Origin of the sequence: Pseudomonas sp. DWP2-2, assembly GCF_049897065.1 — a bacterium.
Classification (GTDB): domain Bacteria; phylum Pseudomonadota; class Gammaproteobacteria; order Pseudomonadales; family Pseudomonadaceae; genus Aquipseudomonas; species Aquipseudomonas paracarnis.
This window is the reverse complement of sequence record NZ_JAFCVN010000005.1, coordinates 275,347-301,053: the sequence shown is the minus strand read 5'-3', so window position 1 is coordinate 301,053 and position 25,707 is coordinate 275,347. Positions and strand designations below refer to the sequence as shown.

The 25,707-nt window shown below is 61.2% G+C and carries 26 protein-coding genes; 12 read left to right on the top strand and 14 right to left on the bottom strand.

All coding sequences use genetic code 11. The features are described from left to right. Positions 1-161 precede the first annotated feature (161 nt). The gene (locus tag ACP7CZ_RS14110; RefSeq protein ID WP_054896019.1) at positions 162-1,826 is read left to right on the top strand and encodes a putative bifunctional diguanylate cyclase/phosphodiesterase; all 1,665 of its coding nucleotides are present in this window, start codon (positions 162-164) and stop codon (positions 1,824-1,826) included. 125 nt (positions 1,827-1,951) lie between these two features. Here ACP7CZ_RS14110 and ACP7CZ_RS14105 read toward each other — a convergent pair whose 3' ends face one another. Next, a complete protein-coding gene (locus ACP7CZ_RS14105; protein WP_054917116.1) occupies positions 1,952-3,355 on the bottom strand; it encodes a NorM family multidrug efflux MATE transporter in 1,404 nt (467 codons plus the stop codon). 152 nt (positions 3,356-3,507) lie between these two features. On the opposite strand from ACP7CZ_RS14105, the gene ACP7CZ_RS14100 reads away from it, so the two are divergent. After that, positions 3,508-4,428: a LysR substrate-binding domain-containing protein gene (locus tag ACP7CZ_RS14100; RefSeq protein WP_014720465.1), complete on the top strand. Its 921-nt coding sequence runs from the start codon at positions 3,508-3,510 to the stop codon at positions 4,426-4,428. Between the two features lie 176 nt (positions 4,429-4,604). Next, complete coding sequence (locus ACP7CZ_RS14095; protein WP_294192323.1) at positions 4,605-6,581, top strand: methyl-accepting chemotaxis protein; 1,977 nt, start codon at positions 4,605-4,607, stop codon at positions 6,579-6,581. A gap of 3 nt (positions 6,582-6,584) precedes the next feature. On the opposite strand, the gene ACP7CZ_RS14090 is transcribed toward ACP7CZ_RS14095, so the two are convergent. Next, the gene (locus tag ACP7CZ_RS14090; protein ID WP_034129060.1) at positions 6,585-7,499 is read right to left on the bottom strand and encodes an ABC transporter six-transmembrane domain-containing protein; all 915 of its coding nucleotides are present in this window, start codon (positions 7,497-7,499) and stop codon (positions 6,585-6,587) included. A gap of 112 nt (positions 7,500-7,611) precedes the next feature. Between ACP7CZ_RS14090 and ACP7CZ_RS14085 the strand changes: the two genes are divergently transcribed. After that, positions 7,612-8,187, top strand: coding sequence for a TetR/AcrR family transcriptional regulator (locus ACP7CZ_RS14085; protein ID WP_294192329.1), 576 nt, complete (start codon positions 7,612-7,614; stop codon positions 8,185-8,187). Between the two features lie 6 nt (positions 8,188-8,193). Here ACP7CZ_RS14085 and ACP7CZ_RS14080 read toward each other — a convergent pair whose 3' ends face one another. Together ACP7CZ_RS14080 and ACP7CZ_RS14075 are read right to left on the bottom strand one after the other, a co-directional pair. Further along, the gene (locus tag ACP7CZ_RS14080) at positions 8,194-9,690 is read right to left on the bottom strand and encodes a YifB family Mg chelatase-like AAA ATPase (protein ID WP_294192331.1); all 1,497 of its coding nucleotides are present in this window, start codon (positions 9,688-9,690) and stop codon (positions 8,194-8,196) included. 215 nt (positions 9,691-9,905) lie between these two features. Then, positions 9,906-10,169: an accessory factor UbiK family protein gene (locus ACP7CZ_RS14075; protein WP_034129057.1), complete on the bottom strand. Its 264-nt coding sequence runs from the start codon at positions 10,167-10,169 to the stop codon at positions 9,906-9,908. A gap of 423 nt (positions 10,170-10,592) precedes the next feature. Here ACP7CZ_RS14075 and glnK point away from each other — a divergent pair, with 423 nt between their 5' ends. The 4 genes from glnK (at position 10,593) to sutA (ending at position 13,373) form a co-directional block, all read left to right on the top strand. Next, the gene (gene glnK / locus ACP7CZ_RS14070) at positions 10,593-10,931 is read left to right on the top strand and encodes a P-II family nitrogen regulator (RefSeq protein ID WP_002555808.1); all 339 of its coding nucleotides are present in this window, start codon (positions 10,593-10,595) and stop codon (positions 10,929-10,931) included. Between the two features lie 34 nt (positions 10,932-10,965). Beyond that, on the top strand, positions 10,966-12,303 hold the full coding sequence (locus ACP7CZ_RS14065; RefSeq protein ID WP_020302863.1) for an ammonium transporter: 1,338 nt from the start codon (positions 10,966-10,968) through the stop codon (positions 12,301-12,303). A gap of 209 nt (positions 12,304-12,512) precedes the next feature. After that, positions 12,513-12,938, top strand: a complete 426-nt coding sequence (locus ACP7CZ_RS14060) for a secondary thiamine-phosphate synthase enzyme YjbQ (RefSeq protein WP_034129056.1) — start codon at positions 12,513-12,515, stop codon at positions 12,936-12,938. A 102-nt stretch (positions 12,939-13,040) separates the two neighbouring features. Then, on the top strand, positions 13,041-13,373 hold the full coding sequence (sutA, locus tag ACP7CZ_RS14055; RefSeq protein ID WP_014720461.1) for a transcriptional regulator SutA: 333 nt from the start codon (positions 13,041-13,043) through the stop codon (positions 13,371-13,373). 187 nt (positions 13,374-13,560) lie between these two features. Here the strand turns inward: sutA and ACP7CZ_RS14050 are convergent, their stop codons facing one another. The 6 genes from ACP7CZ_RS14050 to lptM are packed head-to-tail and all read right to left on the bottom strand — an operon-like array spanning position 13,561 to position 18,148. Further along, entirely contained in the window at positions 13,561-14,256 is a 696-nt protein-coding gene (locus ACP7CZ_RS14050; protein ID WP_014720460.1) for an HAD family hydrolase, read from the bottom strand. Further along, positions 14,253-15,152, bottom strand: coding sequence for a tyrosine recombinase XerC (gene xerC, locus ACP7CZ_RS14045; RefSeq protein ID WP_034129054.1), 900 nt, complete (start codon positions 15,150-15,152; stop codon positions 14,253-14,255). Before xerC ends, ACP7CZ_RS14050 begins: the two co-directional genes overlap by 4 nt. Before the next feature lie 2 nt (positions 15,153-15,154). Beyond that, positions 15,155-15,871, bottom strand: coding sequence for a DUF484 family protein (locus ACP7CZ_RS14040; RefSeq protein ID WP_054896015.1), 717 nt, complete (start codon positions 15,869-15,871; stop codon positions 15,155-15,157). A gap of 13 nt (positions 15,872-15,884) precedes the next feature. Continuing rightward, positions 15,885-16,715: a diaminopimelate epimerase gene (gene dapF / locus ACP7CZ_RS14035; protein ID WP_034129052.1), complete on the bottom strand. Its 831-nt coding sequence runs from the start codon at positions 16,713-16,715 to the stop codon at positions 15,885-15,887. 3 nt (positions 16,716-16,718) lie between these two features. Beyond that, positions 16,719-17,966: a diaminopimelate decarboxylase gene (gene lysA / locus ACP7CZ_RS14030; protein ID WP_294195127.1), complete on the bottom strand. Its 1,248-nt coding sequence runs from the start codon at positions 17,964-17,966 to the stop codon at positions 16,719-16,721. Positions 17,967-17,980: 14 nt separating this feature from the next. Further along, a complete protein-coding gene (lptM, locus tag ACP7CZ_RS14025) occupies positions 17,981-18,148 on the bottom strand; it encodes an LPS translocon maturation chaperone LptM (RefSeq protein WP_003195417.1) in 168 nt (55 codons plus the stop codon). 238 nt (positions 18,149-18,386) lie between these two features. Here lptM and cyaY point away from each other — a divergent pair, with 238 nt between their 5' ends. The 3 genes from cyaY (at position 18,387) to rnk (ending at position 19,485) form a co-directional block, all read left to right on the top strand. Beyond that, positions 18,387-18,719 (top strand): iron donor protein CyaY, encoded by a 333-nt coding sequence (gene cyaY / locus ACP7CZ_RS14020; protein WP_034129050.1) that lies wholly within the window; start codon positions 18,387-18,389, stop codon positions 18,717-18,719. After that, positions 18,719-18,940 (top strand): DUF1289 domain-containing protein, encoded by a 222-nt coding sequence (locus ACP7CZ_RS14015; protein WP_186353363.1) that lies wholly within the window; start codon positions 18,719-18,721, stop codon positions 18,938-18,940. Before cyaY ends, ACP7CZ_RS14015 begins: the two co-directional genes overlap by 1 nt. A gap of 131 nt (positions 18,941-19,071) precedes the next feature. Then, a complete protein-coding gene (rnk, locus tag ACP7CZ_RS14010) occupies positions 19,072-19,485 on the top strand; it encodes a nucleoside diphosphate kinase regulator (protein ID WP_034129049.1) in 414 nt (137 codons plus the stop codon). Here rnk and ACP7CZ_RS14005 read toward each other — a convergent pair. The 3 genes from ACP7CZ_RS14005 to ACP7CZ_RS13995 all read right to left on the bottom strand — a co-directional run bounded on the left by ACP7CZ_RS14005 (position 19,482) and on the right by ACP7CZ_RS13995 (position 23,126). Beyond that, positions 19,482-22,322, bottom strand: coding sequence for a class I adenylate cyclase (locus tag ACP7CZ_RS14005; RefSeq protein ID WP_294195139.1), 2,841 nt, complete (start codon positions 22,320-22,322; stop codon positions 19,482-19,484). The genes rnk and ACP7CZ_RS14005 overlap by 4 nt on opposite strands. Positions 22,323-22,491: 169 nt before the next feature. Further along, positions 22,492-22,746, bottom strand: coding sequence for a TIGR02647 family protein (locus tag ACP7CZ_RS14000; RefSeq protein WP_003195403.1), 255 nt, complete (start codon positions 22,744-22,746; stop codon positions 22,492-22,494). Between the two features lie 95 nt (positions 22,747-22,841). Beyond that, positions 22,842-23,126 (bottom strand): hypothetical protein, encoded by a 285-nt coding sequence (locus tag ACP7CZ_RS13995; RefSeq protein WP_014720450.1) that lies wholly within the window; start codon positions 23,124-23,126, stop codon positions 22,842-22,844. 125 nt (positions 23,127-23,251) lie between these two features. Between ACP7CZ_RS13995 and ACP7CZ_RS13990 the strand changes: the two genes are divergently transcribed. Further along, on the top strand, positions 23,252-23,911 hold the full coding sequence (locus ACP7CZ_RS13990) for a glutathione S-transferase family protein (protein ID WP_034129047.1): 660 nt from the start codon (positions 23,252-23,254) through the stop codon (positions 23,909-23,911). A gap of 106 nt (positions 23,912-24,017) precedes the next feature. Here ACP7CZ_RS13990 and argH read toward each other — a convergent pair whose 3' ends face one another. After that, positions 24,018-25,412, bottom strand: coding sequence for an argininosuccinate lyase (gene argH / locus ACP7CZ_RS13985; RefSeq protein ID WP_054896011.1), 1,395 nt, complete (start codon positions 25,410-25,412; stop codon positions 24,018-24,020). Between the last annotated feature and the right edge of the window lie 295 nt (positions 25,413-25,707).

Sequence of the window (25,707 nt, the reverse complement as noted above, 5' to 3'; positions counted from 1 at the left end):
CCGGTTTTGCTACTTTGCCGCAGGATGTTAAGGATTATTCGAGACTAATATTTACAGTCTGCGTGTTTGATAACACCTATCATTTGTCATCCTTTGTCATTGTCAGGCCGCACGTCATAATGGCACCGCTAATGAAATTTTGCAGAGTCTAGGGAGTTAGCGTGTCTACGCCTGTCGAACCCTTGCGTTTGCTGCTGCTGGCCGATGAGCCCGAGTGGGCAGCGTTGTTGCGCGAGTGCCTGGAGCCGATGGGCGAAGGGGCTGTGCTGATCAGTGCGCCCAACTGGGACTCGGTAAGCCGCCTGTTCGATGACGACCAGGGTGCTGTGTTATTGACCACGCCCAGCCTGCAGCCCGGCCCCGGCCGGTGCAGCCTGCCGTGTGTATTGCTGCTGGAGCAGGAGCCACTGGTGTCGCCGCTGGGTGTCAGCGATTGGTTGGTGTCGGATGCATTGGACGCCGACACCTTGCGCCGCTGCCTGCGCCATGTGCGCGAGCGCGGCGTGCTGGAAAACACCTTGCAGCGCCTGGCCGAGCAAGACCCGCTCACCGGTATTGCCAACCGTCAGGGCTTCCAGACCTTGCTGGCCGCCCGGCTGGCAGAAAACGAAGGCCGTGGCCTGGCCCTCGGCCATCTGGACCTGGACAATTTTCGTCATGCCAACGATGCCCTCGGCCATCAGGCGGGCGACCGTTTGATCCTGCAAGTGGTGTCGCGGCTCAAGAGTCAGCTCGAAGCCGGGGACCAACTGGCGCGCCTGGGCAGCGATGAGTTTGCCTTGTTGATCGATACCCGCCGGGCGCCCCAGCGCGCCGAATGGATGGCCGAGCGCATCACCGAAGTGATGGCCGAACCCTATTGGGTGGATGGCGAAAGCCTGTTGATCGGTTGCAGCCTGGGCATGGCCCATGCTCGAGCCCGCGCTGGCGCCGACCCGTTGATGTGGCATGCCCATATCGCCATGCAGCAGGCCAAAAGCACCCAAGGCTGTACCTTTCATATCTTCAATGAACGCATCAACCGCAACGCGCGCAGCCTGGCCGACCTGGAAAGTGAACTGCGCCGGGCTTTGCGTCGCGATGAGTTGGAGCTGCATTACCAGCCGCGACTGGACCTGGACGATGGTCATATCGTTGGCCTCGAAGCTCTGGTGCGCTGGCGCCACGGTGAACGCGGCTTGTTGCCGCCTAGCGAATTCGTGCCGCTGGCCGAACAGAGTGGTCTGATCGTGCCATTGGGCTACTGGGTGATCTCCCGAGCTCTGCGCGACATGCAAGACCTGCGTGAACGCGGCCTGCCGCCGCTGCACATGGCGGTCAACCTGTCGTTTCGCCAGTTCCAGGACAGTCAGTTGCTGTCTACCCTCAGCCGCCTGATTGCCGAGCGCGGCGTGGAAGCGCAATGGCTGGAGTTCGAATTGACCGAAACCGCCGTGATGCGCCGCAGCGACCTGGTCAAGCAGACCATGGACGCCCTTGGCCGGCTGGGTGTGCGGTTTTCCCTGGATGATTTCGGCACCGGTTTTTCGTCGTTTGTGCACCTCAACAGCCTGCCGATTGCCTTGTTGAAGATCGACAAGAGCTTTGTCGGCGGCATGGAAGAGCGCGAAGAAAACCGCAAGCTGGTGCACGCCATGATCAACCTGGCCCACAACCTCAACCTGGAAGTGGTCGCCGAAGGCGTGGAAACCCCTGAGCAGCTTGAGCTTTTGCGCTTGTTTGGGTGCGACCAGGTCCAGGGTTACCTGATCAGCAAGCCGTTGCCGCTGCCCGAGCTGGTGGAATACCTGATGTTCGGGCAAAGCCAGCAGGCGCTGTTGGGTTAAGCCTTCAAAGTGGTTCAAATGTGGGAGCTGGCTTGCCTGCGATAGCGGTCGTTCAGCTAATAATGATTAGCCTGACACACCGCTATCGCAGGCAAGCCAGCTCCCACATGTGCCGCGTGTACTCGCTAGTCAGGCAGGGCCGCTCGGAATCCAACAGGAGCATCCGGCTCCTGCCGAATCATCCGCTTCATTTTCGCCTCAAATGCCCAGGTCAGGCTCACCGCCGCACACGCCAGGCCCAGTGCCAGGCCCCACCAGACGCCTGTTGGCCCCCAACCCAGGGTGAACGCCATCAACCAGGCTGACGGTGCGCCAATCAGCCAATAGCAACCCAGGCCCACCAGGAAGGTGGTCTTGGCGTCCTTCAAGCCACGGATACAACCCATGGCTATGGTCTGCACGCCATCGAACAATTCAAACCAGGCGGCGACGGCCAGCAGGCTCACCGCCAGGACGATGACGTCATGGAACGCCGGGTCGTCATGGTCGAGGAACAGTCCGATCAGCGGGTCGGAAAACAGCCACAGTACCGCCGCAAACCCCAACATCACCATGGCGCCGAATCCTATGCCCACTCGTCCGGCCAGGCGTGCCTGCAGCAACTGCCCGGCGCCGTAATGCTGGCCGATGCGCATGGTCACCGCGTAGGACATCCCCGCCGGCACCATGAAGGCCACCGAGACAATCTGCAGGGCGATCTGGTGTGCCGCCAACTGCGTGCTGCCCATGGTGCCCATGCACAACGCCGCAAAGGCAAACAACCCGACCTCTACCGCATAGGTGCCGCCAATCGGCAGGCCCAGGCGCCACAGCTCGCGCAGGTAGTGGGTATTCAGGCGCAGCAGGCCTGTGCCCAGCGGGTAGGCGGCGTAGGTGCGGTTGCTGCGGATGTACCACATCAGTGCCAGCGCCATGCCATTGGCGACGATGGCGGTCACCAGGCCGATGCCCATCAGGCCCAGTTTCGGCAGGCCGAACATGCCTTCGATCAGCGCATGGTTGAGCAGGTAGTTGACCACGGTGCCGCACAGGCTGATCACCATCACCGGGGTGGCCTTGCCGATGGCGCTGGTAAAGCCGCGCAGGGCCATGAAGCTCAGGTAGCCGGGCAGGGCAAAGGGCAGGATCGTCAGAAATTGTCCGGCCGCATGCACGTTGGTTTCGGTCTGGCCGAACATCAGCAGCACCGGCTTCAAGTTCCATAACAGCAACGCCGCCGCCAGGGCCATCAACCACGCCAGCCACAGCCCGGCCTGGGTCAGGCGAGTGGCGCCGTCGATATCGCCCGCGCCATGGCGAATGGCGACCAGGGTGCCCACGGCTGCGATCACGCCGATGCAGAAGATCGCCACGAACGAATAGCTCGCCGCGCCCAGGCCTCCGCCGGCCAGTGCCTCGGGGCTCAAGCGCGCCATCATCAAGGTGTCGGTCAGCACCATCAGCATGTGCGCCAACTGTGAGGCAATCAACGGCCCTGATAGCCGCAGAATGGCCCAGAGTTCGGTACGTGCCGGATGTTGCATGATCATCACACTCGAATGGTCAGGAAGGTAGGGAAGGGTTGATTCTCGGCGCATTCAGCGCATTGCACAAAAGGATAAAAGCGATCGTTGGCATGATTAAAACTCATGCATGAGCGATTCTGGTAGGGTCTCCAGATTGCCCAGTCGGAGCTTTCAGCATGTCTCGTCGTCTTCCTCCTCTTTATGCTTTGCGGGCATTTGAAGCCGCCTCCCGTCACCACTCGTTTACCCGTGCGGCTGAGGAATTGTCGATTACCCAGAGTGCGATCAGCCGGCATATCCGTACGCTCGAAGATTATTTCGCCTGCCGATTGTTCCAGCGCAGCGGGCGCACGTTGCAGCTCACGGAAGCGGCGCGTTTGTTGCTGCCAGGCGTACGGGAAGGCTTCGCTGCCCTGGAGCGTGCTTGCCATACTTTGAATGCCGAAGATGACATCCTGCGTATGAAGGCGCCGTCCACCTTGACCATGCGCTGGCTGCTGGCGCGGTTGAGTCGCTTCCGCGCGTTGCAGCCAGGCAATGAGGTGCAACTCACCAGTGCGTGGATGAGCATTGATGAAGTGGACTTCAACCAAGAGCCATTCGACTGCGCGGTGTTGCTCAGCAACGGGCACTTTCCGGCGGACTGGGAGGCCAGTTATCTGTTTGCGGAAATGCTTATCCCGGTGGGAGCGCCGAATCTGTTGGACGACGGTCCCTGGGACGTGACGCGGCTGGCAACCGCCGAACTGCTGCACCCGACGCCTGACCGCCGCGACTGGCGTTACTGGCTGCAGCGCATGGGGTTGTCATCTCACGTTTCACTCAAGGGTGGGCAGGTGTTCGACACGCTTGAATTGGGCATGATAGCCGCCGCCCGAGGCTATGGCGTCTCCATGGGGGATTTGCTGATGGTGGCCGAAGACGTGGCGCAGGGACGCTTGAGCCTGCCGTGGCCTACGGCCGTGGCCAGTGGGGAAAGCTACTACCTCGTGTGGCCGAAAACCCGTCCGGGTGGCGAACGTTTGCGACGGCTGGCGGAATTTCTTCAGGGTGAAGTCAAGGCGATGGAATTGCCTCAGGTTGAACGCCTCGATTGAGTAGGGCCGGACCGTTTGTGCAATCGTTTGCGGGATACCCCTGTGATTCGCTCAAGTATTGCCAAATGCCGCCGAAGAAAGGTGTTGGAACCCTCGTGCACTACCGTTTCCCACTAGATAATTTGCCGAGCAGCGCTATGAGATCAGGATGATCCTGGCCTCGGCCAGGAGCTGTCATGTCTCAACCTCGTGCCCGGATTGCCTCCCAGTTAGGCCTTGCACTCGCCGTGATTCTGGCTGTCGTGATCAGCGGCAGTACGGTCTTTGCCCTGCGTACCCTCGACTCCGCCAACCTCGCCACCCGCGAGGAACACTTGGCCAGCGAGGCGCGTTTGCTCGCCGACCAACTCAACACCTTCCACAGCACCTTGCGTGAAAGCACCCAGCGTTTGAGCGGGCTGTTTGAAAAGCGCTTCGGCGCCGGCTTGAGTGTGCGTGCGGACCAGCCCGTGGCCGTGGCCGGCGTGCAGACGCCGAGCCTCTACTTGGGCAATGAGGTGCTGAACAATAACTTCGAAGAGGTGGATGAGTTCAAGCAGATGTCCGGTGGCGTGGCCACGGTGTTCGTGCGCAGCGGCGACGACTTTATCCGCGTCAGCACCTCCCTGACCAAGCAGGACGGCAATCGCGCCATTGGCACCGTGCTCGACCGTCAGGGCGCGGCCTACCAGCGCGTTGTGAGCGGCCAGACCTACATCGGCCGTGCCGTGTTGTTCGACCGCTCCTACATGACCCAATACAGCCCCGTACGTGACAGCAGTGGGCAGGTCATCGCCGTGCTGTTCATCGGTTTCGATTACACCGATGCCCAGAACGCCCAGTTTGAAAACCTCAAGCGCTTCCGTATCGGCCAGACCGGCTCCCTCGCGCTGCTGGATGAGCAAAAGCACTGGCTGGTGCCGCCGGCTGGCGTGCAAGCGCCGGATCAGGCGATTGCCGTGATGCTCGACCTGGCGAAAAAGCCGGGTGCTGGCCGTTTCTGGAGCGACAAAAACGAAGATCTCTATAGTGTCTCGGTGCCGTTTGAAGGCGGCCCTTGGGCGGTGGTAGCGAGCATGCCCAAGGCTGAGATTCGCGCAGTGACCTGGGAAGTCGGCATCCGCCTGGTGATCGGCAGTGTGCTGGCGATGTTGCTGGCAGTGGGCGCCACGGTGTGGCTGTTGCGCAGCAAGCTGGCGCCATTGAGCGAGCTGGTGCGCCAGGCCCAGGCCCTGGGCGCGGGCGATTTGAGTGCGCGGCTCAATGTGTCCAGCCATGACGAAATCGGCCAGCTGGCGCGTAGTTTCAACCAGATGGGTGAGGCGCTGTCGACCATGGTGTCGCATATCCGTACCGCCGCCGAACAGGTCAACAGCCGCGCCCAGGCGCTGTCGGGCTTGTCCGGCGGTGCCTATGAAGGCATGGAGCAGCAGTCCGGCGAGATCACCAGCATGGCCGGTGCGGTGGAAGAGTTCAGTGCTACCTCGCTGAACATTGCCGACAACATGGGCAACACCGAGCGCCTGGCTCAAGAGAATGCCCAGCAAACCCGTATCGGCCGCAGTTCGATGCAAGAGGCGTCATCGTCCCTGGAACATATCGCCACTGCGCTGAACAGCACCGCTGCCGTGATCAACACCCTGGGCCAGCGTTCCCAGGAAATCGGCGGGATCGTCGGCGTGATTACCGCCATCGCAGAACAGACCAACCTGCTGGCGCTCAACGCTGCCATCGAGGCCGCGCGCGCCGGCGAGCAAGGCCGTGGCTTCGCCGTGGTCGCCGACGAAGTGCGCAACCTGGCTTCGCGCACCCGCCAGGCCACCGATGAAATCTCCGGCATGATCCAGAGCATCCAGCAGGAAACCGGTAACGCCATCAGCACCATGGAGCACGGCAATGCGCTGATGCAGGAAGGCCTGTCGCGCAACGCCGATGTGGCCTCGGCCCTGGCGCGTATCGACGAGCAAAGCCGCTCGGCCGGCCAGCAATTTGCTGCGATCACCACCGCCACCCAGGAACAGAGCAGCACCGCGACCTTGCTCAGCAGCAACCTGCAGAGCATTGCGCTGGCCAACAGCGAGCAGCGTGAAGTGGTGTCCAACCTGGCGGTTACCGCCAAGGAACTGGAGACCTTGGCGGCAGGCTTGCGTCATGAGGTGGATCGGTTTCGTTGAGGCTCAGGCCTCCCCAAGCCCTGGGTCTACGCGCTTGCCAATGTCCTTGAGCCGCGCCAGTTGGTCGACCATGCCTGGCGCTTCGTCCAGGCTGGTGACGAAGGTCCACAGATAGGTCATGACGGCGTAGATGTGGCCGGCCTTCACCGCTGGGGACATGGCCAATTGGCTGATCGCAACCACGAACAGTAAGGCCGCGGTCATGCCGATAAACAGGAACGCCGCAGCCTCGCGGTCTGACAGCCAGATGCGCAGGCGTGACAGCACCTGGTAGTGGCGTCGCAGGGTCGGCGCGCCGACCTTTTCGACCAGGCCGATTTCTTTTTCCAGGCGGTTGTTCAGACGTTCGTGCAGCGCCTGATTGCGCTGGGCAAAACGCGGCAACAAGGTGATGCACAGCAGCAGGGCCGCCAGGCACGCCATGCCTACCCATGGCTCAATCACGATCAGCATCACTGCCGCGCCCACAATCGACACCAACGCCGTGGCGATGATAGGCACGTGCTTTTCAAAGAAGTCGACAAACTCCCGAGCAAGTACTACCCGTGCCGCCGATTTCGAGGTGCTGTGGTTCTGTTGGCGCTGGTTGAGAATGACCGGCACCGCAAGGTCCGCGTAGATGCGCGTGAACGTACGGGTGTCCAGCGCCCGTCTCGCCGCCCCAACGGCCCAGAACGCCATGACCACGGCGGCATACAGCAACGCACTGGTGGTATCGCCACGGATAATCGAATCCACCGCGAACCCGGCAAACAGTGGGTAAGCCAACAACAGCGCGTTCTCCAGCGCCACCAGCGACAAGGTGCAAGACAGCTTGCCGGGATAGGCTCTGGCAATAGCCTTGAGGGTCTGGCTGGCAGACTGCTGGCCGATTTTCTTGCTTTCTTCGATCAGAATTTGTGGGGTGACGGATGTCATGGGTGCACCAGAGGAGTAATAGACGCTATTATTGAGCGACTGCTCAAGTATCCTTGAGCGATCGCTCAAAAAGCAAGCGCCGCTTATCTGCTCGTGCTCGAAGGAATTGCCCATGTCGCGTACCGACCGTAAAGACCAGATCATCGCCGCCGCCCTGGAGCTGTTTCGCAGCAAGGGTTTCGCCGATGTATCCACCCGTGACCTCGCCGAACATGCCGGCTTGTCGCGCAGTCATGTCTATCACTACTTCAGCGACTGGAATGAACTGCGCCGCGAAGCCTTCGTATGCTTTGCCAATGAGCAACTGGATGAAGTGCGCGAGCCGTTGGCCGATGCGCCACCCCTGGAGGCGCTCGTGGGTTTTTTGCGCGACTGCCTGCCCAGCACCGCTGACGCCGGCTGGGCGCTGTGGCTCGACGCCTGGGACGAGGCCATGCATGACGCGCAAATGACCCAGGCTTATCTGGTAATCAACGCCCAATGGCAAAGCATGCTTGCCGAGGTGATCGAGCGGGGCGTTGCCGATAGCGTCTTTCGCTGCGAGTCGGCTCAACGCGCTGCACGGCAGATCTTCGCCCTGGCGATGGGCTATGCCGATGACCTGATGCTCAAGCCTTCCGCAGAGTCCGCAGAAGCGGCGCTGCAAGAAGTGCTGGAAGTGGCGAGGCTGCTGCTGGATTTTGCCTGACAAGTGCTAGCCATTTGCGGCTGGTCGGTACTGCAACGCCTCCGCCAAATGATGGCGGGCGATGCCTTCCACTTGCTCAAGGTCCGCCAGGGTGCGAGCCACCTTGAGCAATCGATGGGCTGCGCGCAGTGATAATGTCAGCCGCTCACACGCGCTTTCCAGCCAGCTTTCATCGGCTTTGGCCAACTGGCAGTGTTCGCGCAGCCGGGGCAGATCGAGGAATGCATTGGCGCAACCCTGGCGCTGGTGCTGGCGTTCCCGGGCTTGCGCCACCTGAGCGGACGCTTGCGCGGTGGTATCACCGGCTTGTTGGGCGGGGTTCAGCGCAGTGACCTCCCGCGCGACTGTCAGGTGCAAATCAATCCGGTCCAGCAACGGCCCGGAGAGCTTGTTGCGATAGCGCTGGATCTGCTCCGGTGTACACCGACAACGCCCGCTGGGCTCGCCCATGTAGCCGCAAGGGCAGGGGTTCATCGCCGCGACCAGTTGAAAGCGCGCCGGGAAGCGCACCCTGTCACGGGCGCGGGATATCACGATATGTCCCGATTCCAATGGCTCGCGCAGCACCTCCAGCACCTTGCGATCGAACTCTGGCAGCTCATCCAGGAACAACACCCCGTGATGGGCCAGGGTGATTTCCCCCGGTTGTGGCTTCGAGCCGCCACCCACCAGCGCCGGCCCGGATGCCGAGTGGTGCGGCTGGCGAAACGGGCGGTTTGGCCAATGGCTCAGCGGTGCCAGGCTGACCACGGACTGGATCGCGGCCACTTCCAGCGCTTCCTGCTCGCTCAACGGCGGCAGCAAGCCCGGTAGCCGGCTGGCCAATAAAGTCTTGCCGGTGCCCGGTGGCCCGCTGAACAACAGGTTATGCGCGCCCGCCGCCGCGATCAGCAATGCTCGCTTGGCCGCGAGTTGGCCCTGCACTTCACTCAGGTCTGGGTAAGGCTTGTTCAAGTACAGCAAGCCGTCGGACCTATAGGGCTCAATCGGCACATGCCCATTCAAGTGCGCCACCACTTGCAGCAAGTGATCCACCGCAATCACCTTCAACCCCGACGCCAGGCACGCCTCCTCGGCATTGGCGCGCGGCACTATCACGGTGCGCCCGGCCTTGCGCGCCGCCAGCGCGGCCGGCAACACCCCCTTCACCGCGCGCACCTCGCCGGACAGCGCCAATTCCCCAAGGCATTCCACGTCATCGAGCATCAACGCCGGCACTTGCACACTGGCTGCCAGGATGCCCAGGGCAATCGCCAGATCAAAACGCCCGCCGTCCTTGGGCAGGTCGGCGGGCGCGAGATTGAGCGTGATGCGGCGGGCCGGATATTGCAGCGCCGAGTTGAGGATGGCGCTGCGCACGCGATCCTTGCTTTCCTTCACTGCAGTTTCGGGCAAACCCACGAGAGTGAGAGACGGCAGACCATTGGCCATGTGCACCTCGACGGTGACAGCGGGGGCTTCTACACCGACCTGGGCGCGGCTGTGGACGATGGCGAGGGACATGCTCGTTCCTTGAATGGGAGGGCCGCTTCCTGCGGTTTTTTCAAGGGTAGACGAGGTGGGATGGAGCGGGGCGGAGAGGTTTTACAGAACGTATCCGCACGGCAATGCAAAACAGAATGTGGGAGCTGGCTTGCCTGCGATCACGGTGTGTCAGCAAAGAATCATCCGCTGATAAACCGTGATCGCAGGCAAGCCAGTTCCCACAACAATCGCGTTCACTCGGCAGAAGGTGGCGCCAACCGTGCTTCAAGTTCAGCCACCTTCGCCTCCAGGCTCTCCAGCCGCGCACGTGTGCGGGCCAGCACCACCATCTGGCTGTCAAACTCTTCCCGGCTGACCAGGTCGAGCTTGCTGAAACCACTCTGTAGCAAAGCCTTGAACTGGCTTTCGATTTCATTGCGGGGCAGCGGAGTGTCGCCGCTGAACAGGCGAGAGGCGTGGCCGCTCAGGGCGTCGAGGAAGTCTTTGGGCGCGAGCATTGGACATATTCCGGAAAACAGTTGGTCGGCAGTGTACCACGCAGCGTCTATAGTCATTTTCACGCCCCGCTGCGCACGGTTTTCGCGCATTGGGGCGGGCGGCTGCGCACTGTTTTGATGCGCATTGCGGCCGCACAGGCGCCCCGTAGGTGGGCATAAGCGGGCAAAGGATTGATTTCGGTGGTTTTTACGGAGCTGGCAAGGTTTCTGCTTAGACGATCATGACCCATGCACTGATGCAGTCGCTGTGACGAATGCAGTGCGCCGACGGATCCGGGGTACAGGGCTCGTCACCAGTGGTTCGCTGGCGTCGCGACGGCAAATGCCGAGGCGACGATGCGTTACAAAGCCAGGCACTGCGCTTAGACTTGAGACGGGTTTGTTTTCCTGGGGCAAGTCCACCAAATTCGGGAGAGAGTTTTCATGAAGCTAGTCACTGCCATCATCAAGCCGTTCAAGTTGGACGATGTACGCGAGTCACTGTCCGAGATCGGCGTGCAGGGCATTACCGTTACTGAGGTCAAGGGCTTCGGTCGGCAGAAGGGTCATACCGAGCTGTATCGCGGCGCGGAATACGTGGTCGATTTCCTGCCGAAGGTGAAGATCGATGTCGCCATTGACGACAAGGATCTTGATCGGGTTATCGAGGCGATAACCAAGGCGGCCAACACCGGCAAGATCGGTGACGGCAAGATCTTCGTGGTCAATCTGGAACAGGCTATTCGCATCCGTACCGGCGAAACCGATACCGACGCAATCTAAGCCGCCAAACCCCAACGCCCCAGGAGAAAACAATATGACTCTGCGTAAATTCGCAGGGCTCGGAGCCCTGCTGTCCATCGTAATGCCAAGCCTGGCCATGGCGGCAGATGAAGTGGCTGCTCCAGTCCTCAATTCCGGCGACACCGCCTGGATGCTTACCGCCACCGCGCTGGTGCTGTTCATGACCATCCCTGGCCTGGCGCTGTTCTACGGCGGCATGGTCCGCTCCAAGAATATTCTGTCGGTGATGATGCAGTGCTTCGCCATCACTGGCCTGATCAGCATCCTCTGGGTTGTCTACGGCTACAGCATCGCGTTCGATACCACCGGTATGGAACAAGGTGTGGTCAACTTCAATTCCTTCTTCGGCGGCATGGGCAAGGCGTTCCTGGCGGGTGTCACCCCAGCCAGCATCACCGGGCCGGCGGCGCTGTTTCCGGAAGCCGTGTTCATCACCTTCCAGATGACCTTTGCCATCATTACTCCGGCGCTGATCGTCGGTGCTTTCGCTGAGCGTATGAAGTTCTCCGCGATGCTGATCTTCATGGCTATCTGGTTCACCCTGGTCTATGCGCCGATTGCGCACATGGTCTGGAGCGGCAATGGCGGCCTGATGTGGGACTGGGGCGTGCTGGACTTCGCCGGCGGCACCGTTGTGCACATCAACGCGGGTGTGGCTGGCCTGGTGGCGTGCATCGTGCTCGGCAAGCGCAAAGGCTTCCCCACCACCCCGATGGCCCCGCATAACCTGGGCTATACCCTGGTGGGCGCGGCCATGCTGTGGATCGGCTGGTTTGGCTTCAACGCCGGTTCCGCTGCGGCGGCCAACGGCACCGCGGGCATGGCGATGCTGGTAACTCAAATCGCTACCGCAGCTGCGGCCCTGGGCTGGATGTTTGCCGAGTGGATCACCCACGGCAAGCCAAGCGCACTGGGTATCGCCTCGGGCGTGGTCGCCGGCCTCGTCGCCGTGACACCAGCGGCTGGCACCGTGGGCCCGATGGGCGCCCTGGTGATTGGTCTGGTCGCCGGTGTGGTGTGCTTCTTCTGCGCGACCAGCCTCAAGCGCAAACTGGGTTATGACGACTCCCTGGACGCCTTCGGCGTGCACGGTATTGGCGGTATCGTCGGTGCGATCCTCACCGGTGTGTTCGCAGCTCCGGCTCTGGGCGGCTTCGGCACCGTGACCGACATCGCGGCCCAGGTCTGGATCCAGTGCAAAGGCGTGGGCTTCACCGTGATCTACACGGCGATTGTGACCTACGTCATCCTCAAGGTGCTCGACATGGTCATGGGCCTGCGTGTCACCGAAGAAGAAGAGGCGGTCGGCCTCGACCTGGCGCAACACAACGAGCGCGGCTACAACTTGTAACTACGCGAAAAAAACATGCCCGGCTTGCCGGGCATTTTTTTGCCCGGCGTTTGTCTGTGGCTAAAGGTGCATGGGTTTTTTATCGACTTTGTGATGGGATCCACACTGCACTTTTAAGGGTGCAAATGTCTTACAGGCATGAAGGCGTATTAGGCACTTTGTTTTTTCCCAGAGCGCGCTAGAATGCGCGCCGATGGGCGGAGAACTGTATGTGGCAACAGACCCTGATTACCCTGCGGGCCAAGCCCCGGGGCTTTCACTTGGTAACGGACGAGTTGCTTGCCGGCTTGCCTGAGTTGAGGGCGTGCCGTGTGGGCCTGTTGCATCTGTGGCTGCAGCACACCTCGGCCTCGTTGACCGTCAACGAGAATGCCGACCCGGCGGTTCGCCGTGACTTCGAGCGTTTTTTCAACCTGCTGGTGCCACAAGGTCGCGCAGGGTTTGAACATAACGACGAAGGTCCGGATGATCTGCCGGCGCACTTCAAGGCCAGTCTGCTGGGCTGCCAGCTGAGTTTGCCGGTCAAGGCCGGCCGCTTGGCGATAGGGACCTGGCAAGGTGTTTATCTGGGCGAGCACCGTGATCATGGCGGTGCTCGTAAAGTCCTCGCCACCTTGCATGGTGAAGGGGCATAAGCCACTGGTGATCCAGTGGATGTTGATTTTTTTCCGGCAACCTCGACAGAGGGTGAAGCTGGGCTATAACTAATCTGCTTTTCGCAAGTCATGAGGTAGAACATGAGCGACGATGATCTGGAACAAGACGACCTCGAAGTAGGTGATGAAGACGACACCGAAGACGGTCTTGAAGTTGCGGCCGAAGACGTTGCTGAGGACGTCGATGACAGTGTTGGCGATGACGCGGCTCCCAAAGCCAAAGGCAAAGCCAAGGCGGCTGTGTCGGTAGACGAGTTGCCGAGCGTTGAAGCCAAGAACAAAGAGCGCGATGCCCTGGCCCGTGCGATGGAAGAGTTCCTCGCTAAAGGCGGCAAAGTGCAGGAAGTCGAGGCCAACGTGGTGGCTGATCCACCGAAGAAGCCGGATAACAAGTACGGCAGCCGACCTATCTGAGGTCTGCCTCCTGCTTGTAAGAAAAGCCCGCCGTCGCTGCGGGCTTTTTCATGCTTGGAGCAATTTACCGGTTTGCTGCAATACCCTGTGGGAGCTGGCTTGCCTGCGATAGCGGTCTATCTGCGAGCCCTGTGTTGACTGATCCACCGCTATCGCAGGCAAGCCAGCTCCCACATTGGGGGCAGTGTTAGCTCCAGCGACTCAGCAGTGGCGGTAACTCCGTCAGGCTGCGAATCTGCGCATCCGGGCGCTTGTCACCCTCCCAGGCCTTGCCCGTGGGGTTGAACCACACTGCCCGCAGTCCCGCCTGCTGCGCGCCGGCGATGTCATCCCCAGGATGATCGCCCACATGCACTGCCGCGCTGGCGTCCACACCGCCACGTTGCAGTGCTTCATGAAACAGCCGTGCATCCGGCTTGGCGATGCCGATATCTTCAGCGCGCAGGGCAAAGTGAAAGTAGTCCGCCAGGCCCACACGCTGCACATCGGCATTGCCATTGGTGATCACGCCGAGCAGGAAGTGCTGGCGCAGCGCCTTGAGCATCGGCTCGGCTTCCGGAAACACGGTGAGTTGGTGGCGTGCGTGGATGAACGCTTCGAAGCAGACATCCGCCATCTCTGTGGCCTCAGGCTGGGGATAACCGGCCTCCTCGAACGCATGCATCAACACGCGATGACGCAGCAGGCTGATACGGTGTTTGAGTTCGGGATGACGCTGCAGCACCTGCTGGCGCAGGCTGGCAAAATGCTCAAGGGGCAGGTCGCCGACCTTGGACGCGTGGGTCGCCAGCCATTCGCGCATCGACGCTTCGGCGCTGATGATGACGGGTACGTTGTCCCAGAGGGTATCGTCCAGGTCGAAGGTAATCAGCTTGATACTCATGAGTCGCCGCCCTTGATGCGTTTGGCCCGTGGATGGGCGCTGTCGTACACCGTTGCCAGGTGCTGGAAGTCGAGGTGGGTGTAGATTTGCGTGGTCTTGATATCCGAGTGCCCGAGCAGCTCCTGCACGGCGCGCAGGTCCTGGGAGGATTCGAGCAGGTGGCTGGCAAAGGAATGACGCAACATGTGCGGGTGCAGATTCTGCCCCAGCTCGCGCTCGCCGGCAGCCTTGACCCGCAGTTGAATCGCGCGCGGCCCCAGGCGCCGGCCTTGCTGGCTGACAAACACGGCATCGTCTGCAGGGTTGGTCAGAAGGCGTAGCGGCAGCCATAGCTGCAAGGCTTCGCGGGCTTTCCTGCCCACGGGCAGTACGCGCGTCTTGCTGCCTTTGCCGAGCACTTGCACCAGGCCATCGGCGAGGTCCAGCTGATCGAGGTTCAGGCCCGTCAGCTCCGACAGGCGCAGGCCCGAGGAGTAGAACAGCTCCAGGATTGCCTGGTCGCGATGGGCCAGGAAGTCATCCTCGACGGCACCGTCGAGCAATTGCAGGGCGCGGTCTGTGTCCAGGGTCTTGGGCAGGCGCCGTTCGCCTTTGGGCGGTGACAGGCCATTGGCCGGGTCGTGGTCGCACAGGCCTTCGCGATTGAGGTAGTGATAGAGGCCGCGCACCGCCGATAGCAGGCGAGACAGGCTGCGGGAGGATTGGCCCTGTTGGTGCAACCGGGCGACCAGGCTGCGCAGGGCCTGGATATCCAGGGCCTTCCAACTGCTGACGTGCTGTTTTTCGCAATAGGCCAGGACCTTGTTCAAGTCCCGCCGATAAGCTTCCAGCGTGTGGGACGACACCTGGCGCTCATTGCGCAGGTGAGCGCAGTAAGCGTCCAGTTGCCGCTCCATGATCAGCGCACCGCGCGCAGGGTGGTGGTGTGGCGTGGCAGGACGCGGCCCAGCACTTCGGCGATATAGGTCAGGAACAACGTGCCCACCGAGCTTTTGTAGTGCGCCGGGTCGCGGCTGGCGATGGCCAGTACCCCGTGCAAGCCTTGATGGCTGAGGGCGATAACGGCCGTAGAGCCGATCTGCTTGCGCTGTTCGGCGCCAAATAGGAAGTCCAGCTCATGCTCGCGCAAGGTGCCGCTGACGGTCTTGCCTTCGGACAGCAGGCCACCGATGGCCGTCTGCGCTTCGCCACCTGTGACCCAGCGCCCCACCGGCATCGGGTTGTCGCTGAACAGGATCAGGCTGACGAAGGGCACCTGGAAATCCTCGCGCAGGCTGTCTTCCACGGCGATCACCGTTTCTTCCAGGCTGGCGGCATCCATCAGGGCCAGAATCAGGCGGCGGGTCTTGTCGAACAAGCGGTCGTTGTCGCGGGCCACGTCCATCAGATGAGAGAGTCGGTGGCGCATTTCAATGTTGCGCTCGCGCAGGATCTTCATTTGCCGCTCCACCAGCGACACGGTATCGCCGCGCTGGTGGGGGATGCGCAGGGCCGGCAGCAGTTCTTCGTGCTCGACGAAGAAGTCCGGGTTAGCCTCAAGGTACGCCGCGACAGCAGCGGCCTCCAGGCTTTCACTCGGGGTAGCGTGTGCGGGTACTTGAGGCTTATCGGTCATTAGCTTGGCTCACTCATAGACGGACCTGTCCTTCGTATACACGCGTGGCTGGCCCGGTCATCATCACCGGGTGGCCAGGGCCTGCCCATTCGATGGACAAACGTCCGCCGGGCAGGTCGATCAACAGTGGCGAATCCATCCACCCCTGGCTGATCGCGGCCACGGCAGCGGCGCAAGCACCGGTGCCGCAAGCCTGGGTTTCGCCGGCGCCGCGTTCCCATACGCGCAATTGCGCACGGTTACGGTCGATCACCTGCAGGAAGCCCACATTGACCCGTGCCGGAAAGCGCGGGTGATGTTCGATCTTCGGCCCCAGTTCATGCACGGGGGCGTTATTGATGTCGGTGACCCGCAGCACCGCATGGGGGTTGCCCATGGACACGGCGGCGACCTCCACGGTTTTGCCCTCCACATCCAGTGGGTAACTGAGGGCCTGCTCGGTGGCCTGGAACGGAATATCCGCCGGCACCAGGCGTGGGGCGCCCATGTTGACGCTGATCTGGCCATCATTGCGGATGTCCAGTTCGATCACGCCACCCTTGGTTTCGACGCGAATCTGGCGTTTGGCAGTCAGGCGTTTGTCGAGCACAAAGCGCGCAAAGCAGCGCGCGCCGTTGCCACACTGTTCCACTTCGGAACCGTCGGAGTTGAAGATCCGGTAACGGAAATCCACCTCCGGGTTGCTCGGCGCCTCGACCAGCAGCAACTGGTCGAAACCGATCCCGGTGTGGCGATCGCCCCACTGTTTGGCGTGCTTGGGCAGGATGTGCGCGTGCTGGCTGACCAGGTCGAGGACCATGAAATCATTACCCAGCCCGTGCATCTTGGTAAAACGCAGCAGCATGGCTTACTCCGGCAGCAGGCTTTCGCCAGCATACAACTCGGCTACCGTCTCGCGGCGACGCACTTCAAATGCTTGATCACCGTCCACCAGCACCTCGGCGGTGCGCCCGCGGGTGTTGTAGTTGGAACTCATGACAAACCCGTAGGCTCCGGCCGAATGCACGGCCAGCAGATCACCTTCTTCAAGCGCCAACTCACGATCCTTGGCCAGGAAGTCGCCGGTCTCGCAGATGGGCCCGACGATGTCATAGGCGCGGGCGTCGCTTGCGCGCGGCGTCACGGCGGTGACATCCATCCAGGCCTGGTACAGGGCCGGGCGGATCAGGTCGTTCATCGCCGCATCGACGATGGCAAAATCCTTGTGCTCGGTGTGCTTGAGGTACTCGACCTGGGTCAGCAGCACGCCTGCGTTGGCGACGATGTAGCGGCCTGGCTCGAACATCAGCGTCAGGTCGCGGCCTTCGATGCGTTCGCGCACGGCCTGGATATAGTCGGCAATCAGCGGCGGCTCTTCATCGCGATAACGCACGCCCACGCCACCACCGAGGTCGATGTGGTGCAGGTAGATGCCGCACTCGCCCAGACGGTCGATCAAGGCCAGCAGGCGGTCGAGGGCATCCAGGAACGGTGGCAGGGTAGTCAGTTGCGAGCCGATATGGCAGTCGACACCCAGCACTTCCAGGTTCGGCAGTTGGGCGGCGCGGATGTACACGTCCTCGGCGTCGGCGATGGCAATGCCGAACTTGTTTTCTTTGAGACCGGTGGAGATGTACGGGTGGGTGCCGGCGTCGACATCCGGATTGACGCGCAGGGAGATCGGCGCACGCACACCCATCTCGGCGGCGACCATTTGCAGGCGCTCCAGCTCGTCGGTGGATTCGACGTTGAAGCAATGCACGCCGACTTCCAGGGCGCGACGCATGTCTTCGCGGCTCTTGCCGACGCCAGAGAAGACAATTTTGTCCGCCTGGCCGCCGGCGGCCAGTACGCGTTCCAACTCGCCACGGGACACGATGTCAAAACCAGCGCCAAGACGCGCCAGGACATTGAGTACACCCAGGTTGGAGTTGGCCTTGACTGCGAAGCACACCAGGTGCGGCACGCCGTCGAGAGCGTCGGTGAACGAGCGGTATTGAGCTTCGATATGCCCACGCGAGTACACATAGGTCGGGGTGCCGAAGCGCTGGGCAATCGCGGACAAGGCCACGCCTTCCGCGAACAGCTCGCCGTCCCGGTAGTTAAAAGCGTCCATAAGTTTCCCTTAACTTAGTAGGTGTCGTGCTTATGGGCTTTTGACGGCTTTTGCGACGATTGCGCCTGTTCGTTTGGATCTTTGCTGTCATCCGGCAGGTACAACGGGCCTTTCTGGCCACAGGCACTAACGAGGCAAGCGACCGCGACGAGCGCAGCAAGGGAAGAGATCAGGCGCTTCATGGCGAAATCCTTGAATATGCATTAATTGCGCCCGAGTATACCGACCACCCGCCAGCTTGCCTATGCGCCGCACCACCCGTCCGGCGGGGGTTTGCCGAGACAGTAGGGAAGCAGACTACGATGCCTGGGGATATTTCGTACCGTCATCCGTGATGAAATCAGTATCCTTTGCAATCGGCGAAGCTCGCCCGTATCGTGCGGCGCTTGAGCAAAACCAGACACTTTTGAGGTTGCCACAATGAGTTTGACCGAAGCCCGTTTTCACGACCTGGTGGATGCCACCCAAGAGAAGCTGGAAGATATTTTCGACGACAGCGGCCTGGACGTGGACCTGGAAAGCTCGGCCGGTGTGCTGACGGTCAAGTTCGAGAGCGGCCAGCAATTGATCTTCAGTCGCCAGGAGCCGCTGCGTCAGTTGTGGCTGGCGGCGCGCTCCGGTGGCGTTCACTTCGACTACGATGAAGAAAGCGGCAAATGGCAGTGCGACAAGAGTGAAGAGTTGCTGGGTGAGATGCTCATGCGCCTGGTTCAGGAATACACCGGCGTCGAGCTGGATTTCGACGAGATCTGATGGTGAGTGAGCCTGTAGCCGTACGCCCGCCCAAGCCGCTGTTCAGCAATGTCAGCCCGGCGGTGCCGTCACCTTGTATCAGTTTGTGTCGCCTGGACGAGCGGAAAGTCTGCCTTGGCTGCTTTCGCCATGTGGAAGACATCCGGGAATGGCGCTCTGCCGACGATGCGCGGCGCCGGGTGATCTGCGCCGAGGCCGAGCAGCGCAAGGCGAGCACCTGACGGCGTCTTGTTTATTTGTGTCGCTGTGGTAGTGTCCGGATACACCTCCATTCATCGAGGTCCGTGAGAACCCCGCCTTTTCCTGGCGGGGTTTTGCTTTTTTGTGCAGAAAAAAGGAGTCTGCCTGAATCATGACCACCGCACCGTCCATCATTCTTACCCGTCTTGACGTGCAGCGTCTGGAGCAACTGATCGACCGCTTGGGCGACGAGTTTCCCGGCGTCGAAGCGTTGCAAGCCGAACTCGACCGCGCCGAAGACGTGGTTGGTCACGATGAAGTGCCTGCGGGTGTCGTGACCATGAATTCCAGCGTGCATTGTCGTGAACAAAGCAGCGGCAAGGACTATCACCTGACGCTGGTCTACCCCAAGCACGCGAACGCCGACGAAGGCAAGATTTCGATCATGGCGCCCGTGGGCAGCGCATTGCTTGGCCTGCAAGTGGGCCAGCACATCGACTGGCCGGCGCCTGGCGGCAAGACCCTCAAGCTGGAATTGCTCAGCGTCGAAGGCCAGCCCAAAGATGGCGGCGCCTTCCCGCTCTAAACCTGATCCAAGGCCGCATTGAGTGACTGTTCCAGTTCGGCTTTATAGCGCAGGTACAGATTGCTTGGGCTTTGCACATCACCGAGCAGCCCCGACAGATCCAGATCAGTGATATAGCCGCGGTAACGCTCGGTTTCCCGACGTTGCCCGACGATCTCCCGGGCGACCACTGCAAACAGCTGGTCGCCAAATTCCAGTTCGGAAAACTCCCGCTGATTACAGTACAGGGTGATCCCTACCTGGCCTGGCGCGCCTTTACCGATGATGGCCTGCACGTCATAAAACGCCTTGTTGGCCGGGTCTTGCGGGGCCGGTCGTGGCTCCACGCCCCGCGCCCGGCCGTTGCCCGATGGCAACAGTTGGTAGTACAGGATCTGTACTTCGCCCGCAGGTTGCTGGGTGTCCAGGGACAATAGCGCTTCCCGACGGTACAGGATCGATTGCAAAAAGCGTTGCAGTGGGGCCAAGAGGCTTTGCTCATCATGAAACGGCAAGCGCTGTTGCCAGAGCGCGTTGAATTCGTCGAGCACATAGACGTCGGCGAAGCCTTCATTGACCCGGTAGAACACCTGCACACACTCGGCTTGGCCCATGGGCAGCAGCAGCGCCAGGTCGTGGTCTTCCAAGGCCATGGCGTCCAGGTGCCACGGGCTGTAGCTGGCCAGCTCCTCGCTAAGGTAAGCGATCAGCGCGTCCTGAGTCGGCAGTGATACATGGGTGGCTTGGCCCGGTACCAGTTCCATGACGTGATAATGCTGCTGCACCTGGAGCAGGTAGCGATGATTGCCTTGGCCGAGCAGCAGATGCTGCGCGGTGTCGAATACCTCTTCCACCCGCTGGGCAATGAACTGTGCCCGGTTGTGACAAAAACAACGCACTCGCAGGCGTGGCAGATGGTTCGATGGCAATTGGTTGAGATAGTCGCGCAGGCAGTCGAGCAGGGCGTGCGGGCCGTCATAGCGGCTGACCATCACTTCGTTCCAGCTGTTGAGTGTGACTTGGTCCAGGGTCAGCACCAGGTTGTCGCGCACGCCGGCATAGCTCAGGGAGTCGGTGCGCTCCGTGGTCATCAGAATATTCAGGTCGCGATGATGCTTGAGCGGGTCAACCCCGACGTTGATCAGCAGCAGCACCTCTTCTGGCACTGCCGGGCGCAGCAAGCGGACCTCGTCGACACTGGCCAGGGGCAGGGTGATGGTCTGTTGCAGGCTGCCCAGCAGGTTGAACAGCTCGAACTCGGTCATGTCACTGGTGCCGGGGTGCAGCGCCAGGCGGGTGCTGCTGTCGATCACGCCGTTGCGATGGCACCAGGTGAGCATTTCCAGCAGGTCGCGGCTGCGTTTGATCGGTGCAAAGTGTTCCCATTCGAGAGCGGTAAGGTTGCCGTTATACAGGCCCCAATGGTGTTGGCCCGGCTCCTTGCGGTTGGGCGACTGCACCAGAGTCAAGGTATCTTCGGCCAGGTCAGGGGCGATGCCGGGGTTGATGAACTCGACCTTGCCGGCCTTGCGCTCGAACGCCGCGTACAAGCGGCGGCCCAGTACATTGAGTTCGCGCTTATTGACCGCGCTGGCGGTCTGTTCGCTGCGGGTGAACTGCGTGAGGAAGCGGTAGCTGTAGTTCAACTCATTGACCAGAGCACGGCGCTCGGAGGCGACCTGGCGCACTTTCCATTGGCTGCGGCTGTCCAGCAGGGCCAGTTGGCGCGTGTCCCAGCTCCACTCATGCGCCAGGCGTTCCAGCAGTTGCCGTTGCCAACCGGCGGTGCGCTGGCCGGCGCTGAGCTTGCGGTTGACCTTCAGGTACAGGCTGCGCCGCACCAATTCCAGGCGCTCCAGCTCGTTGCGGGCCTTGAGGTACTCCTCGATACGGCGGTAGACCATGATGTACGGGTCCAACTCATCCAGGTCTACCTGATGGCTGAACACCGCCTGTTTGAAGCGCAGGCTCAGGCAGCGCACGTTCGGGTGTTCGCTGGCGTAGACCTCGGTCAGCAGCAGCTTGAGCACCGACTTGTAGGGCGACTCGATGCCCTTGAACAGTTGCCACAGCCCGGCACCGATAAACTCCCCTGGAGGAATATGAGCCAGATGGCCGAGGTCGAGGGTTTCATCGGTGCGGATAAAACGCTTGGACACCAGGGTGTGAGTAAATTCGGCGTAGCGGCCTTCTTCGTAGACCGGCACCAGCCACCAGATGGGCGTGCGCCCGGCCAGCCAGATCGCGGTGCGATAGAACTCATCCAACAACAGGTAGTGCTGGGTGGTGCCGCAGTCGTCGGAACTCAGTTGCGTATCGCGATCACCCAACACAAAGCGCGTCGGGTCGATCAGGAAGAAATGCGCTTCGGCGCCCATGCCCAAGGCCCAGGTTTCCAGCAGTTGGCACTTTTTGCGCAGCTCGGCCAGCTCGGTTTCGCTCAAGTCGGGAGCGTGGCACACCCACACGTCCATATCGCTTTGATCGGCCTGGGCCAGGGTGCCAAGGCTGCCCATCAGGAACAAGCCGTGGATCGGCGTAGGCGGGTTGCCGTGGCGCGGTTTATAGGAGAACGAACGGGTCAGGCGTTGGGCATCGGCCAGGGCCTGGGCGTCCGGTTCGAAATTCGACAGCCCGGCCGGCGTGCTGCTAGAGACATAGCCCGGCAAGAGCGGGTGATTGACGTGGAAAAACAGCGGCAACAAGGCCAGCACGCTTTGCTGACGTGGCGTCAGCCCCTCGACGGCCCGGGACATGCGGCCTTGATTGAGGGTCATGAAACGCGCGCGCAGTTGGGTCAGCACCTTGCGGTCGATGCCTTCGTCCAGATCGGGGCGGATTTCATGGGTGCGGGTCATGTCGAACTCGTTGGCTCGCAGGGCCCGACGCGGGCGGCCATGCAGGAGTTTACAGACAGTAGCGTAGGAGTTTTAGAGGGAAATGGCTTTTTGGCGTCAGAATTCTGTATGCCGCGCAGCAGTGCCCGCGGAATCCGCAGGCGGCGGACTCCATGGGCAGTATCAGGTATCAGGCGGCTTCTTTGGTGCTGGCAGTGGTGAGGATGGTCAGCAGGGTTTGGGCTTGCTCGGCAGCGTCCCGGCCAAGACTCGTCAGGTAGCCCCCGTCCGGTTGGTCGATCAGCCCTTTGGCATGGAGGCGCTTGGCAGCGGCGATGGCAGTGGGGGCGGCAGTCTGATGGACTTTCAAGCCTTCCTTGGTGCTGTCCAAGGGGAAGAGTACAAGGATTTCCAGTTCGGCAACCAACTCAGGGGTATACGACATAAGGACTCCAGACTTTCTAAAATTTATTAGAGGCTAGCAGGCCATAAGGTGAACGCACTTTGCCGAACTGTCCAGCGTGTTGCTGCGTGCCGGGGTTATTCCTTTTCCGGCGGCAGCTCGGGCAGTGCCCGCAGTGCCGTTTCATACCACTCGGTATTGAAGGCGCGGTCATCTTCGAGCATGGCATCGATCTCGAACGCCAGCACGTGAGCCATCAGATTCAGGATATCTTCGCGCTCGTAACCCACCAGGGTCAGTTTGTTGAACGTAGCCTTGGCCGCTGGCGGGTTATCGCTCTCGATCTGGTTCTCGATGGCTTCGATCAGCGTGGTCTCGGTGAATTCTTCTTCGTCGTTGTCGATATCGGTCGGCTCGCTCATGGCAGGCTCCTCAAGGAAAGGGCGTCAGTCTACCCCCATTCAGGTGGGTGATGCTGCTGGTCAGGGTGCCCTCAAGGATCTATAACTCTTGCAGCCAACCCCACACCCGGCCTGGAGGCTTTGCGATGCTCAAGCTTTACGGATTTTCGGTCAGCAACTACTACAACATGGTCAAGCTGGCGCTGTTGGAGAAAGGACTGCCCTTCGAAGAAGTGCCTTTTTACGCCGGGCAAACCCCCGAAGCTTTGGCGGTCAGCCCCCGCGGCAAAGTGCCCGTGCTGGGTGTGAAGCAGGGGTTCATCAACGAAACCAGCGTCATCCTCGAATACCTCGAGCAGAGCCAGGAAGGCCCGGCGCTGTTGCCCGCCGACCCGTTTGCGCGGGCTCAGGTGTTGGCGTTGTGCCGTGAGATCGAGCTGTACATCGAACTGCCTGCGCGGGCGTGTTACGCCGAGGCTTTTTTCGGCATGACGGTGCCGGAGGCGATCAAGGAAAAATCCAGGGCCGAGCTGCTGCTTGGGATGGGTACGTTAGGCCGGCACGGTAAGTTTGCGCCTTATGTGGCAGGTGAGAGCTTCACCCTCGCGGACCTGTATTTCATGTACAGCCTCAGCCTGGCCTGCGGTGTGGGCGAAAAGCTGTTTGGGCTGGACCTGCTGGAGCAGTTGCCGAAGGCGAAGGCATTGTTGGCGCGCCTGAATGAGATGCCCAATGCGCAGAAGGTAGAGGCGGACAGGCAGGCGGCGATGCCGGCGTTCATGGCGATGATTGCGGCCAAGAAATAGAGTCGCTTTTGTGGCGAGGGAGCTTGCTCCCGCTGGAGTGCGAAGCGCTCCCAAGATTTTGGGGCCGCTGCGCAGCCCAGCGGGAGCAAGCTCCCTCGCCACAGTTTTAGCGGCTGGCGAGCAATGCCTTGCCGCGCACGACCGCCGCCTTGACCTGTGCCGGCGCAGTGCCGCCCACATGGTTACGGGCATTCACCGAGCCTTCCAGGGTCAGCACGGCAAACACATCCTGCTCGATCTGGTCGCTGAACTGGCGCAGTTCTTCCAGGCTCATTTCCGCAAGGTCCTTGCCGGTGTCCACACCGTACTTCACGGCGTGGCCAACGATTTCGTGGCAGTCACGGAACGGCAGGCCACGGCGCACCAGGTAGTCCGCCAGGTCGGTCGCGGTGGAGAATCCGCGCAGTGCCGCTTCACGCATGATCGCGTGCTTGGGCTTGATCGCCGGGATCATGTCGGCAAAGGCGCGCAGCGAGTCGCGCAGGGTGTCGGCGGCGTCGAAGAGCGGTTCCTTGTCTTCCTGGTTGTCCTTGTTGTAGGCCAGTGGTTGGCCTTTCATCAGGGTCAGCAGGCCCATCAGCGCGCCAAACACACGGCCGCTCTTGCCACGCACCAGCTCTGGCACGTCGGGGTTTTTCTTTTGCGGCATGATCGAGCTGCCGGTGCAGAAGCGGTCTGGCAGGTCGATGAACTGGAATTGCGCGCTGGTCCATAGCACCAGCTCTTCGGAGAAGCGCGACAGGTGCATCATCGCGATGCTGGCGGCGGCGCAGAATTCAATGGCGAAGTCACGGTCCGACACGCCGTCCAAAGAATTGCCGCCCACGGCGTCAAAGCCCAGCAGTTGTGCGGTGTACTCACGGTCGATCGGGTAGGTGGTGCCGGCCAGTGCAGCGCTGCCCAGCGGCATGCGGTTGGCGCGCTTGCGGCAATCGACCAGGCGTTCGTAGTCGCGGCTGAGCATTTCGAACCAGGCCAGCAGGTGGTGGCCGAAGGTCACGGGTTGTGCGGTCTGCAGGTGGGTGAAGCCGGGCATGATGGTGTCCGATTCACGCTCGGCCTGCTCCAGCAAGCCTTTTTGCAGGCGGGTGATTTCGCCCAGGATCAGGTCGATCTCATCGCGCAGCCATAGGCGGATATCGGTGGCGACCTGGTCGTTACGGCTACGGCCGGTGTGCAGTTTTTTGCCGGTCACGCCGATGCGATCAGTGAGGCGTGCCTCGATGTTCATGTGCACGTCTTCGAGGTCTACGCGCCAGTCGAACGTCCCTGCCTCGATCTCACCGCGGATGGTGGTCAGGCCGTCGATAATGCTGTCACGCTCGGCGTCGGTCAGCACGCCGACCTTGGCCAGCATCGTAGCGTGGGCGATGGAGCCCATGATGTCGTGGCGGTACAGGCGTTGATCGAAGGTGACGGAGGCGGTGAAGCGCGCGACGAAGGCGTCGACGGGTTCACTGAAGCGGCCGCCCCAGGACTGGTTGGTCTTGTCGGTGCTCATGGATTCGCTCGTGATCTGCTTAAAAGAGGCATGAAGGTGTGCAGGCGATCATAACAGGGTTGCCCGTGGAGGCGGTGCTGCGGGTGGTCGGCAATTTTTTTGTGTAAGAGATGGCTAAGTGCCTTGCCGCCGACCGCATCCAGGACGAGACTGGTGACAGGTACTTATTGAAACGATATTTGACGATTGAGCAATGTCGCCTCACTGAGCGTCTACAGTTGGACTGATAGTGTGTGAATGCACCAAAGTCGGGTGATGCGGTCATAACCAGACTATCCATTAAACAGGGGGGTAT